Source organism: Phenylobacterium sp. (assembly GCF_965284355.1).
In the GTDB taxonomy this organism is placed as follows: domain Bacteria; phylum Pseudomonadota; class Alphaproteobacteria; order Caulobacterales; family Caulobacteraceae; genus Phenylobacterium.
Window position 1 is genome coordinate 2100637 of record NZ_OZ260078.1, and the last position, 12866, is coordinate 2113502.

General features: G+C 70.0%; 10 protein-coding genes. 5 read left to right on the forward strand and 5 right to left on the reverse strand.

Features of this window, described 5'->3' with window-relative positions:
- Positions 1 to 34 precede the first annotated feature (34 nt).
- The 5 genes from ACQ66R_RS10200 (at position 35) to ACQ66R_RS10220 (ending at position 6833) form a co-directional block, all read left to right on the forward strand.
- Entirely contained in the window at positions 35 to 2089 is a 2055-nt protein-coding gene (locus ACQ66R_RS10200) for a TonB-dependent receptor family protein (protein WP_430421617.1), read from the forward strand.
- 52 nt (positions 2090 to 2141) lie between these two features.
- Entirely contained in the window at positions 2142 to 2864 is a 723-nt protein-coding gene (locus tag ACQ66R_RS10205; protein ID WP_430421619.1) for a DJ-1/PfpI family protein, read from the forward strand.
- Between the two features lie 8 nt (positions 2865 to 2872).
- Entirely contained in the window at positions 2873 to 4228 is a 1356-nt protein-coding gene (locus ACQ66R_RS10210; protein WP_430421621.1) for a PepSY-associated TM helix domain-containing protein, read from the forward strand.
- Positions 4225 to 4671 (forward strand): copper chaperone PCu(A)C, encoded by a 447-nt coding sequence (locus ACQ66R_RS10215; RefSeq protein WP_430421623.1) that lies wholly within the window; start codon positions 4225 to 4227, stop codon positions 4669 to 4671. Before ACQ66R_RS10210 ends, ACQ66R_RS10215 begins: the two co-directional genes overlap by 4 nt.
- Positions 4672 to 4757: 86 nt before the next feature.
- Positions 4758 to 6833: a M13 family metallopeptidase gene (locus tag ACQ66R_RS10220; RefSeq protein ID WP_430421625.1), complete on the forward strand. Its 2076-nt coding sequence runs from the start codon at positions 4758 to 4760 to the stop codon at positions 6831 to 6833.
- 392 nt (positions 6834 to 7225) lie between these two features.
- Here the strand turns inward: ACQ66R_RS10220 and hisG are convergent, their stop codons facing one another.
- The 5 genes from hisG to ACQ66R_RS10245 form a co-directional block, all read right to left on the reverse strand.
- Complete coding sequence (gene hisG, locus ACQ66R_RS10225; protein WP_430421627.1) at positions 7226 to 8176, reverse strand: ATP phosphoribosyltransferase; 951 nt, start codon at positions 8174 to 8176, stop codon at positions 7226 to 7228.
- Positions 8173 to 9303 carry an ATP phosphoribosyltransferase regulatory subunit gene (locus tag ACQ66R_RS10230; protein WP_430421629.1) on the reverse strand — a complete coding sequence of 377 codons (1131 nt, stop codon included), beginning with the start codon at positions 9301 to 9303 and terminating at the stop codon, positions 8173 to 8175. The genes hisG and ACQ66R_RS10230 overlap by 4 nt, the downstream gene beginning before the upstream one ends.
- A complete protein-coding gene (gene hisS / locus ACQ66R_RS10235; protein ID WP_430421631.1) occupies positions 9303 to 10775 on the reverse strand; it encodes a histidine--tRNA ligase in 1473 nt (490 codons plus the stop codon). Before hisS ends, ACQ66R_RS10230 begins: the two co-directional genes overlap by 1 nt.
- 265 nt (positions 10776 to 11040) lie before the next feature.
- Complete coding sequence (locus tag ACQ66R_RS10240) at positions 11041 to 11820, reverse strand: DUF2189 domain-containing protein (RefSeq protein WP_430421632.1); 780 nt, start codon at positions 11818 to 11820, stop codon at positions 11041 to 11043.
- Positions 11821 to 11944: 124 nt separating this feature from the next.
- Entirely contained in the window at positions 11945 to 12769 is an 825-nt protein-coding gene (locus tag ACQ66R_RS10245; RefSeq protein WP_430421634.1) for a helix-turn-helix domain-containing protein, read from the reverse strand.
- Between the last annotated feature and the right edge of the window lie 97 nt (positions 12770 to 12866).

The window sequence follows — 12866 nt, forward strand, 5'->3', positions numbered from 1 at the left end:
GCCCGTCTCATCACGTTCGGAAAGCCAGAAATCCATGTCTCTCTCTACCCGCGCGCTCGGTCGCGCGCTGCTGCTGGGCGCGTGCGCCTGGCCCGCTCTCGCGCTGGCCGATGAGGCCGCGCCCAATACCGTCGACAGCGTCATCGTCACGGGAGCTCGCAATCCGGAGGACCCGCCCGTGGTCCAGGATGCGCGCAAGCGGCTGTCGGAAACGCCCGGCGCCGTCTCGGTGATCTCGCAGGAGAGCTACCAGAACCGCTTCGCCGTCGGTCTCGACGACGTCCTGCGCGACGCGCCGGGCGTCTACGCCCAGAAGAAGTGGGGCGGCGACATCCGCATCTCGATCCGCGGCTCGGGGCTCGGCAACGCCAATCACAACCGCGGCCTCCTGATCGCCCAGGACGGCGTGCCCCTGAACGAGGCCGATGGCTTCGGCGACAGCCAGATCGCAGATCCCCTGAACACGCGCTTCACCGAAGTCTATCGGGGCGGCAACGCGCTGAGGTTCGGCGGCGCGCTGCTGGGCGGCGCCGTCAACATGGTCACGCCGAACGGCCGCAACGCCGGGTTCGACAACCGCGTCCGCGTCGACGGCGGCAGCTTCGGCCTGCACCGCGAGCATCTGGCGGCGGCCCGCGTGTTTGGCGACTGGGACGTCTACGTCGCGGCCACCAACCAGCGGGGCCAGGGGTGGCGGTCCCAGAGCCAGCAGAACATCCAGTTCGGAACGCTCAACATCGGCCGCAGCTTCGGCGAGGACCGCGAGGTCCGGCTGGTGATCAACGGCTCGAACATCAACCAGGAGATCCCGGGCGCGTTGACCCGGGCCCAGTTCGACGCCAATCCGCGGCAACCGACGCCCGGCAACTACGCCAACGACCAGGGCCGCAATTCGCGCGGCGTGCGCACCTCGCTGCGGACCACCTGGCGGCTGAACGAGTCGACCGTTTTCGAAGGCGCCCTCTACGGCGTCTGGAAGGACCTCGACCATCCGATCTTCCAGGTCATCGACCAGGAGAGCCGCAACTACGGCGCATTCGGACGCCTGGACTGGGACGGCGAGATCGGTGGAAAGCGGGCCGACGCCTATGCCGGCCTGTGGCTGCGTTCCGGCGATCTGGACTCCAACTTCTATGTCAATGTGAAGGGCGCCCGCGGCGCGCCGACCTCGCGCACCCGTCAGAACGCGGACGCCGTGGACGTCTTCGCCGAAGGCCGGGTGTTCGTCACCGAGCAACTGGCCCTGGTGGCGGGCGGAACCTGGGGCCGGGCCGAGCGCGACTATCAGCAGTACCGTGTCCCCGGCGTGGCCTCGACCTTCGACCTTAAGGCGTCCAAGGACTACGAGTGGTTCGCGCCGCGGATCGGGGTCCTGTGGGAGGATGAAACCGGCACGCAGGTGTTCGGCAACGTCACCCGATCGGTGGAGCCCCCGAACCACGGGTCGCTCTCGCCGACGGGGACCGGCTTCGCGCCGGTGAAGCCGCAGGAGGCCTGGACCGCCGAGTTCGGGGCCCGAGGCCGCCGCGGGCCGCTGACCTGGGACATCACGATCTACCGCGCCTGGCTGGACAAGGAACTGCTGCAGTTCACCGTCGCGCCGGGGATCCCGGCCTCGACCTTCAACGCCGATGAGACGGTCCACCAGGGCATCGAAGCGGCGCTGGACTGGGAGATCGTCAAGGGCCTGCGCCTGCGCCAGACCTACACCTACTCGGACTTCCGCTTCCGCGACGATGTGCAGTACGGCGACAACCGCCTGCCGATCGCGCCCAAGCACTTCTACCGCGCCGAGCTGCGCTACCAACACCCGGCCGGTTGGTTCGTGGCGCCGTCGGTGGAGTGGTCGGCGTCGGACATCTGGGTCGACTACAGGAACACGACCCAGGCGCCCTCCTATGCCGTCTGGAACGTGGGCGCCGGCTATGCCGTCAACGAGCGGATCAGCCTGTTCCTCGACGTCCGGAACCTGGGCGACAAGGACTACATCTCCAACGTCCAGGCCCAGATCGCGGCGACGGCGGCCAGCGCCGCCTACTGGCCGGGCGACGGCCGCGCGGTGTTCGGCGGCATCACCATCGACTTCTGACCCAAACGGCCGGCGCGCAAGCGCCGGCCTCATCCCTTGAGGAGACGACGTCATGACGACTGAGACTCAATCCCACTCCCAGCCGGCCTCCGACACGCGGCGCGGCTGGATGACCCGCCTGGCGCTCGGCGCCGGGGTCGCGGCTCTGGCCTCGACGGCCGGCGCACAGGCCCAGTCGGGCAAGAAGACCGTGGGCGTGGTGCTCTACCCCGACTTCGAGGTCCTGGACGTGTTCGGCCCGGTGGAGATGTGGGCCAACGTCCCGAACATGAAGGTGGTCTTCGTGGCCCAGACGGCCGGACCCGTGCGCTCGGCCCAGGCCGTGTCGGCCGTCGCCGAGTACGGCTTCGACACCTCGCCGCCACTGGACATCATGATGGTTCCGGGCGGCATCGGCACGCTGCTGGAGCTGAAGAATGAGGCCCTGCTGCAGTTCATTCGCGAGCAGGACAAGCGCACCGAGCTGACCACCTCGGTCTGCACGGGATCGGCGCTGCTGGCGAAGGCCGGGCTGCTGAAGGGCCGCCGCGCCACGTCGAACAAGAAGTTCTTCTCGATCGCGCAGTCCCAGGACTCCACCGTCACCTGGGTGAAGCACGCGCGATGGGTCGAGGACGGCAAGTACGTCACCTCCTCCGGCGTCTCAGCCGGGACCGACATGGCCCTGGCCGTGGTCGCGCGGTTTCACGGCAAGGACGCCGCCCGCCAGCTCGCCCGCACGCTGGAGTACCAGTGGAGCGAAGACCCCACCAACGATCCGTTCGCGATCGGATGAGGGGGCCGATGTCCGCACAGTCCGCCTCGGCCCCGCAGGGGTCGGAACTTCACCGCGCCTTCTGGCGCTGGCACTTCTACGCCGGTCTCCTCGTGATGCCGGTGTTGATGCTGATGGCCGCGACCGGCGCGGCCTATCTCTTCAAGCCCGAGATCGAGGCGGCGTTGTACCGGCCGCTCATGACCGTAGAGGCGCGGGCGGCCCAGGCCGATCCCGACGCCTGGGTGACCGCCGCGAGCCAGGCCGCCAAGGGCCGGGTGACGCGGATCGAAGTCCCCGCGCGCGCCGATCAGTCGGTGCGGATGGTGGCCGAAACCGCCGATGGCCAGCGCACCGTCTTCGTTGATCCGCATGACGGGCGGGTCCTCGGCTCCATCCCGGGCCTGGGGCTCATGGAAACCGTGAAGCGGGTCCACAGCCTGGTTCTGCTGGGGCCCGGCCCCAACATGCTGGTCGAGGTGGTGGCCGGCTGGGCCATCGTCATGGTGGTGACCGGCGTGGTGCTGTGGTGGCCGCGCGGCCCCTCGGGCGGCGTGGTGACGATCCGCGGCAGGCCGCGCCAGAGGCTGTTCTGGCGCGACGTGCATGCCGTGACCGGCGTCTTCGCCGCGGGCGTCATCCTGTTCCTCGCCGTCACAGGCATGCCCTGGTCAGCCGTGTGGGGCGATCAGGTCCGCAAGCTGACAAACGCCGCGGGCTGGGGCGCGCCGAAAGCTCCCGCGGCCGCAGCGGCCTGGAGCCATGCCGGCCACAAGCCCGACAGCGGCGCAGCGCCCCCCTGGGCGTTGGAAGGCATGGACCTGCATGCCGCCCACCATGGGCACGGCGTCGGACTTACCCTTTCCGGGGCGATCGAACGCGCCGACGCGGCGGGGCTGTCGCGCCCCTTCACCGTTGCGATCCCGCTCGGCGGCGAGGGAAAGGCCTGGTCGGTGTCACAGGTCGCCGACCGCGCGGAAGACCTCCGGACGCTTTACCTCGCGGCCGACGATGGCCGTGCTCTCGCCGATCTCGGCTGGGCGCGCTACGGCCCGGCGGCCAAGGCCATTCAATGGGGCATCGCGACCCACCAGGGTCAGGAATACGGACCCGCCAACCGCTGGCTGATGCTGGCCGGCTGTGTCGCGATCTGGCTCCTGGGCGTCTCGAGCCTCGTGATGTGGTGGAAGCGCCGCCCCAGACGGACGTTGTCGGCGCCGCCGCAGTCTTCGGATCCGCGCGCGCGCTGGCTCGCCGTCGCCACAATTGCGCCCCTGGCCGTCATCTATCCGCTGACGGGCGCTTCGCTCCTCGTTGTCCTTGCCCTCGACTTCGCCGTAAGGCGAGTTCGCAGCGCCTCCACGCCTCGTGAGATCACACCATGACCCTCCGCGCTCTCCTCCCGCTCACCTTTGTCCTGGCCATCGCCTCGCCCGCCCTGGCCGCACCCAAAGTCGAGGCCGCCTGGAGCCGGCCGGCCGCGCAAGGGGCCACGGGCGGCGGGTTCATGATCCTGGCCAACCCCGACAAGGCGGCCGACGCCCTGGTCGCCGCCGCCTCGCCCGTCGCCCGCGAGGTGCAGATCCACCAGTCCAGCATGAAGAATGGCGTGGCCTCCATGCAGCGCCTGGAGCGCGTACCCGTAGCGGCCGGCGGACGTGTCACCTTCGCGCCCGGCGGATACCACCTGATGCTGATGGGCCTGACCCAGACCCTCAAGGCCGGCGACACCGTTCCCGTCACCCTCACGTTCGCCAGCGGCGCCAAGGTCAAGGCGTCGTTCGTCGTGGGCATGGGACCGCCGGTCGCAGCTCATCCGCACCACTGAGTTCCTGACAGAAATGTAACGGGCGTTACCGTCGGACCTGCGCTCAAGGTCCGGCCGAGACGCCCACCTTGAACGAGACGAGTTCCATGAAAGCCGCCTGGCTCGCCGCCTCCGCCGCCGCCGTTCTCCTGGCCGCCGCGCCTCCGCCCGCCTACGCCGCGGACGGGGCCGCGAGCACCCAGCAAGCGCCGGCCCGCGACCTGTCCAAGGCGCCGCGCATGGGCCCGTGGGGCTTCGACATGGCCGGGCGCGACACCACGCTCACGCCCGGCCAGTCGCTGTTCGGCTACGCCAACGGCGGCTACATGAAGTCGCTGGAGATCCCGGCCGACCGCAATTCGTTCGGCGCCTTCAATGTCCTGGACGACCTGTCCAAGGCGCGGCTGCAGGCTGTGATCGACAAGGCCGCCGCCGGCAAGGCGGAGTCGGGTCCCGAAGCCAAGGTCGGCGCGCTCTATCGCAGCTTCATGGACGAGGCCCGGGTCGAGGCCTTGGGCGCCACGCCCCTGGCCGGCGACCTGGCCGCGATCCGCAAGGCCAGGACCCACGACGACGTCGCCCGGCTGATGGGCGCCACCGCGATGGGCTTCGGGCAGAGCTTCTTCGGCCCCTTCGTCTACGACGACGCCAAGGACCCGCTGAAATACACGGTCTACCTGGGCCAGGGCGGCATCACCCTGCCCGACCGCGACTACTATCTCGAGGCGCGCTTCGAGAAGGAGCGCGCGGCCTATCAGGTCTACGTCGCCCGGATGCTGACGCTGGCCGGCTGGCCCGAGCCCGAGGCCCACGCCAAGGCGATCCTGGCGATGGAGACCGAGGTGGCCAAGGCGTCGTGGAGCAAGGTCGAGCAGCGCGACGACGACAAGACCTACAACCCCTACGCCGTGGCCGACCTGCCCAAACTGGCGCCCGGCTTCAACTGGAGCGCTTTCCTGAGCGGCGCCGAGCTGTCGAACGCCAAGCGCGTCATCGTGTCCGAGAACACCGCCTTCCCGAAGATCGCCACGATCTACAGCAAGGCCGACGTCGACACGCTGAAGGCCTGGCTCGCCTTCACCACCATCGACCAGGCCGCGAGCTACCTTTCCAAGGACTTCGACCAGGCCAAGTTCGACTTCCGCAGCAAGACGCTCTCCGGCACCCCGGCCCAACAGCCGCGCTGGAAGCGGGCGGTGAACCTGGTGGACGGCAACCTGGGTGAGGCCGTCGGCAAGCTGTACGTCGACGCCTACTTCCCGGCGAAGGACAAGGCCGCCATGGAAGCCCTGGTCGGCGACCTGAAGAGCGCCATGGGCGCGCGCATCCAGAAGCTCGACTGGATGAGCCCCGAGACCAAGAAAAAGGCCGCCGAGAAGCTGGGCAAGTTCACGGTCAAGATCGGCTATCCCGACAAGTGGCGCGACTACGGCAAGCTGGAGATACGGGACGGCGATCTGTACGGGAACGTCCAGCGGGCCTCGGCCTTCGACTGGCGCTTCCGGGCGGCGCGGCTGAACCAGCCGGTCGACCGCAGCGAGTGGGGGATGACCCCGGCCACGATCAACGCCTACTACTCGCCGACCAAGAACGAGATCGTCTTCCCGGCCGCGATTCTGCAGCCGCCGTTCTTCGATCCCGACGGCGACGCGGCGATCAACTACGGCGCCATCGGCGGCGTCATCGGCCATGAGATCACCCACGGCTTCGATGACCAGGGCCGCAAATCGGACGGCGACGGGCGCCTGGCCGAATGGTGGACCAAGGACGACGAGGCCAAGTTCATGGTCCAGGCCGAGCGGCTGGGCGCGCAGTACTCGGCCACCGAGATCCTGCCCGGCGCCAAGATCAACGGCGAGCTGACCATGGGCGAGAACATCGCCGACCTGGGCGGCCTGCTGCTGGCGCTCGAGGCCTACAAGATCTCGCTGCAGGGCAAGCCCGCCCCGGTGATCGAGGGCATGACCGGCGAACAGCGCGTGTTCCTGGGCTGGGCCCAGGTCTGGCGCGCCAAGTACCGCGACAACTTCATGAAGCAGATCCTGGTCAGCGACCCGCATTCCCCGCCGCTGGCCCGCGTCGATCTGCCGGTCCGCAACATCGACGCCTTCTACGACGCCTTCGGCGTGAAGCCGGGCGACCCGATGTACCTCCCGCCCGAGAAGCGCGTCCGGATCTGGTAGGGCGGCCATTTCCGCGGGAAGTCTTGGGGCGCCGCACGCTGCTGCGCGCCCGCGTGAAAACTCTGGCGGCAGGGTTCCAGCGATCGGTCGGACGTCGCTCGGCTTGGACTTATATTTTTGACGATCCCGTCAAAAATGGGTTCAGCACAAAAAGAATCGGCCTGCAGCGGGGGATAATCGCTGCAGGCCGCCTTGAGCAGTCGCTCTGATTGAGCGGGCGTTTCCTCCCCGAAACGCCGGAGACTTCAGGACTAGGCGCCTTCTTGTCTCTCGCCACATGACAGAACGGCAATTTTCTGCCCGAGTCAACGGGCCAAAACCCCCTTCACGGCATGTCCGGGGGGAAATTTCGCGGCCGGAGGAAAATTTTACGCCGTCTTTTTACATCTGCGTCAAAATATTTTCGACCTGAGCGTGTCAAATGGCGCGCACTTCACGTCAAAGACGAAGTCGGGCTTGGAAACCGTCACCGGCCCCAAACCGGCGGCGCTCAGCGCAAGACTCGCATCCGCGACCTGGGCCGAATCGACCAGCAGGCCGTTCGGACGCCGCGAGGCGCCGGCGTCGACCAGCCCCTCGACCACCGCCGCCTCGGCCTTGTCGCCCCGCGTCGGCCACGCCAGCGTCGCACTGCGCAGCGCGCCTGCCCGCGCCTCGACGATCCGCAACAGGCGCTCGGCCTGCGCCAGGGCCTCGGGGCTCCATCCGGCGCGAAGGTTGGCCGCCAGTTGGGCCTGGCTCTTCAGCATGACGCCGTCGCCCAGCACCTTCAGCCCGTTGGCCACCAGGGTGGCGCCCGTGGTGGTGATGTCGACCACCAGTTCCGCCGCGCCCGTCGCCGGCGCCCCTTCGGTGGCGCCGCCCGACTCCACGATCCGATAGTCGGCCACCCCGTGGCGCGCGAAGAAGCTGCGGGTCTGGGCCAGGTACTTGGTCGCCACCCGCATGCGCCGCCCGGTGCGGGCCAGGAAATCGTGGGCCACCTCTTCGAGGTCGGCCATCGTGTCGACGTCCAGCCAGCTCTTGGGCACCGCCGTCACCAGGTCGGCGCGGCCGAAGCCCAGCGGGCGCAGCAGCAGGACCCGCTCGTCCAGGTCATCGCCACGCTCGCGCAGCAAGTCCTCGCCCGTCACGCCCAGATGCACATCACCGGCGTCCAGCGCCTCGGCGATATCGGCGGCCGACAGGAACCGCACCTGCGCGCCCGGCAGACCCTTGAGGCTGGCGACATAACCGCGGGCGCCGCCGGTGACGTCCAGCTTCAGGCCGCAATCGACCAGCCAGCCCTCGACCTGCTCCTTCAGGCGTCCCTTCGACGGGATCGCAATGACCAGCCCGCTCATCCTTCGGCTCCCGTCCAGGCGCGCCAGGGCCGGACCATGCAGCCCACGGCCCGGGCCTGGCCCGCCCCGCCCAGCCGCGCCAGCAGCCCGTCGTAGCGCCCGCCCACCGCCACCGGCAGGTCCGCGCCCAGGGCGGCGCTGCGCACCTCGAACGTCAGGCCGTCATAGTAGTCGAAGGCATGTCCCAGCGCCGGGGTGAACCGTGTGCGGTCGGCGGGCGCCACCAGGGCCAGGTCGATGAGCCGTTGCTCCCATCCCGACAGCGCCGCCTTCAGCGCGCCATCGTTGGCGCCTGCCAGTTCGCGCATGCGGGCGAAGGCGTAGGCGGGCTCGTCGTCGATCGCCATGAAGGCCCGCACCGCATCCGCCTGGAGCTGCGTCAGCGCCGGGGCCTGCGCGGCCTCGGCCTTGCGCACGAGGCGGGCCGCGATCTCGGCCGGCCCGCGGCCGCCCACCGGCTCCACGCCGGCCAGCGCCCAGACTTCTTCCAGAAGCGCGCCGGCCTGGGTCTCGGACAGACCGGCCAACAGGCCCGACAGCGTACCCGCGCTATCGCCTGTGGTTTCGCCGGTCCGCGATAGCTCGGCCCAGAGCAGGCGCGGCCGTCCGGCCACGCGCTTCAGCCGGCCGCTGAGGCTTTCGGGCAGGTCCAGGCTTTCCACGAAGGCGCCGAAAAGGGCCACATCGCCCAGCCACAGTGAAAGGTCGTCGCGCCCGCCGGCCGCGGCGGCCCGCCAGGCCAGTCCGGCGATCTCGGCGTCGGCCGCCTCCACACCCCCGCCGCCCGGCGAGAACATCTCCAGCCCGATCTGCACGAACTCCTCGGGTCGGTCGGCGCCCGACGAGGCCCGGAACGCCGCGCCCTGGTACCAGTAGAGCCCGGCTGCACGATTGCTCTCGATGTGCTGGCGCGCGATGGCGACCGTGAAGTCGGGACGCAGGCAGCTTTCCGCCCCGCCCTCGGCCTGGACCACGAACAGACGCGCGCGCATGGCCTCGCCGGCCAGGTCGAGCAGCAGGTTCAGGGGCTGCAGCAGGGGCGCGTCGGCCCGTTCGGCCCCGGACGCTTCCAGGGGCGCGCGGACGGCGGCCAGCACCGCGGACGGAACGGCAGGCTCGACGCGCATCAGCCGCCCGCCAGGATGCGTTGCAGGACCGCCACCAGCTCGCCGCGCGGGATGGTCTGCTGGCCCGGTCGCTGACCGCGCCACTCGGCGTTGTCGGCCACCTTCGAGGCCAGCTCGCGGCCCAGGTCCAGGTCCTTCACCGTCACCGTGCCGGCGGCCAGTTCGTCGTCTCCGACGATGATGGCGGCGGGCGAAAGCCTGCGGTCGGCGTACTTCATCTGCGCCTTCATGCCCGAGCTGCCCAGGTAGACCTCGGCCGGGATTCCCGCGGCGCGAACCTCGCGGGCCACGGCGAAGTAGTCGGCCATGCGATCCTGCGAGAACGCGATCACCACCACCGGGCCCCGCGCTGCGGTCGCCAGGTCCTTGCCCGCCGCCTTCAGCGCCGACGCCAGGCGCGAGACGCCGAACGAGAAGCCGGTGGCCGGGGTGCGCTCGCCGGTGAACCGCGCCACCAGATCGTCATAGCGACCGCCGCCGCCGATCGAGCCGAACCGCATCGGCTGGCCCTTCTCATCCAGGGTGGACAGCAGCAGCTCGGCCTCGAAGACCGCGCCGGTGTAGTACTCCAGCCCGCGCACCACGGCGGGGTCGAAGGTCGCCCGGTCGGCGCCGACGCCCAGGCCCGCGAGCGCCGCATCGATCGCCGCCAGTTCCACCAGGCCCTCGTCGCCCTCGGCCGAGCCGCCGACCACGTCCGCCAGCTTCGCCAGCGTCGAGGCCCGGTCGCCCGCGCCGGCCGCGGTGAACGCCAGCACCCGCTCGGCGGCCGAGGCGTTCAGCCCAGCCCCCTTGGTGAAGTCGCCGCTCTCGTCCTTGCGGCCCTCGCCCAGCAACAGGCGCACGCCGTCGGGGCCCAGGCGGTCCAGCTTGTCCACCGCCCGCAGCACGGCCAGCTTCTGGCCCTCGTCGGTGACGCCGGCGGCGCTCATCAGGCCGTTCAGGAGCTTGCGGTTGTTGATCTTGATAAGCGCCGAGCCGGCCGGCAGGCCCGCGGCCTCAAGACCTTCGACCGCCATGGCGATGATCTCGGCGTCGGCCTCCGGACGCGCCGAGCCCACCGTGTCGGCGTCGCACTGGACGAACTCGCGGAAGCGGCCCGGGCCGGGCTTCTCGTTGCGCCAGACGGGCCCAAAGGCGTAGCGGCGGAACGGCTTGGGCAGGGTCTCCCAGTTCTGCGCCGCGAACCGGGCCAGGGGCGCGGTCAGGTCGTAGCGCAGGGCCATCCACTGCTCGTCGTCGTCCTGCAGGGCGAAGACGCCCTCGTTGGGACGGTCAGCGTCGGGCAGGAACTTGCCCAAGGCGTCGGCGTATTCGAACGCGCCGGTCTCCAGGGGCTCGAACCCCCAGCGTTCATAAACGCCGCTAACGGCTGTCAGGATCGCCCGCTCGGCGACCACGTCGCGGGCGCGGCGGTCGTTGAATCCGCGGGGGGCTCGGGCTTCGGGTCGGCTGGGGGCATCGGCGGTCATGGCCGCGCGCTTACCGGCTGCAGCGTCCGTACTCAAGGACAGCTCTGGGGAAAGGTCGTTCATCGGTCGTCTCACTCAGGAAGGAGGGCGACGGACGAAGCTGGAAGAAGGTCGAGCCCCGTCCGTATCGGCGGGGCTCGGGAGGGGTTCGCGTCAGGCCGCGCGCACCCGCTCCGAACCCGCCAGGGTCGGATGGTGGTGGTGGCCGTGATGGTGCGCGATCCGCGTCATGACGGCGGCCCTATAGAACAGCGCCGCGCCGGAGTCACGGCTGCACGGCAGGCTCGACCGCCACGAGGCCCCGGTAGGCCCGCCAACTGGCCAGGCCCAGCCAGGGAAACACGACGACCAGCGCCGTGAAGCCGGTGGCGGCCGACGCCAGCACGAGGCTCGCCACGATCGCCGCCCAGAGCAGCATGGGGCCAGGGTTGCGCATGACGACCCGAACGCTCGTGACCGTCGCCATGAAGACGTCGAAGCGCAGTTCCAGCAGCATCGGGGCCGAGACCACCACCAGGGTGTAGGCGACGAACGCGATCGCGCCGCCGATCACCCCGCCGATCGCCAGCATCCGCTGGCCATCCTCGGTGTTGAACGCGAACTCAAGGAACTCGGGCAAGGTGGCGTGAAGCTGGTAGGTGGACAGGCCGTAGACGATCTGGGCCGCCTGAATCCAGAACGAGAAGACCAGGAACAGGGCCAGCCCGAGGAAGAACGCATCCTGCCGCAGCGCCGAGCGCACCACGAAGATCTGCGCCAGCCGCGGACGCTCGCCAGCTTCGAGCCGGCGACCGGCCTCATAGGGTCCCATCGCCAGGATCGGCGCGATCAGGACCAGGCCCAGCGCCAGGATCACCACCTGAAACGCAAGGCCAGACGCATAGAGCGCGTAGGTCACCAGCGACAGCAGCGCGGCGATGAATCCGCCGTACACGAGGCAGGGACCCGGCGCCTTCCAGAGGTCCGCCCACCCGTTGCCGAGCCAGCGCAGGGGCGCGCCATAGCCTACGCGGTTCACGTCCGGCAGCCGCCCTGGCGCGCTCATCGCCGCCCTCCCCTGCGGGCGCGCTGGGTCGCGCGCCTCTCTGCGTTGTTCGGCGGCAAGCGTGGCGACGCCGCACCAGGGGCGCTTTGCGCGATGTCAAATGTCCGAAGGACGGAAAGAGCTGTCAGGCCGCCTTGCGCCACGTCCGCGGCGAGACGCCGAACGCACGGCGGAACGTGGCGTTGAAGTGGCTGATGTCGTTGAAGCCGACGTCGAAGGCGATCTCGGTGATTGGCGCCCGGGTGTCGACCAGGCGGTCGGCGGCGGCGCGCAGGCGCGCGGCGATCTGATACTGTCGAGGCGTCTCACCTGTGACCGCCCGGAACGCGCGGATGAAGTGGTAGCGCGACAAGCCCGCCAGCCCGGCCAGATAGGACAGGCTCAAGGTCTCGGCGGGGCGAGCATCGATCAGGGCCGCCACATCGCGCACGCGGGCGTGATCGCTGACCGGCGGCGGCGACAGGCGGGATCCGGCGCGAAGGCACGCCGCCGCCAGTCGCACCACCGCCTCCTCGTCCGGCGCCTCGCTGACCGCCAGCCGGCGCGCCATGGCGTAGAGCGGAGTCGCCGCCCGCCCGGCGTTCAGCGCGGCCATCGGGAACGCCGGGGTCTTGCAGCGGCAGTCGTTCGCCACCTCGCTCAGCAGGCCCTCGTCCAGCGCCACCACGGCGCGCCGCACACCGGCCGCGTCCAGGTAGCGATAGTCGAAAGCCTCGCGGGCGTTGCCCAGCAGCACCATGCCGGGCTGCAGGCTGGCCGCGCCGATAGGCGAGCGATAGTCGAACCGGCCCGACACGATCACCCCGATCGAGGCGAAGGCGTAGCAGCTCTCCAGTCGCGGCCGGTCGGGATCGGAGTGGCAACGCGCCTCGCCCGCGCCATAGAGCCCCCGTTGCGACGGCAGCTCTGGCCCGTGCATCTCGATACGAAACGGTGCGGTCTCGCCCATGGGCCGGACTCTGACGTCGTGTGACGGAGAGGCAACCGCAATAATCCCCAAGTTCCGCGCCGACGGCCCGGCCATGGTCCCCTGGTCATCGGGGGAA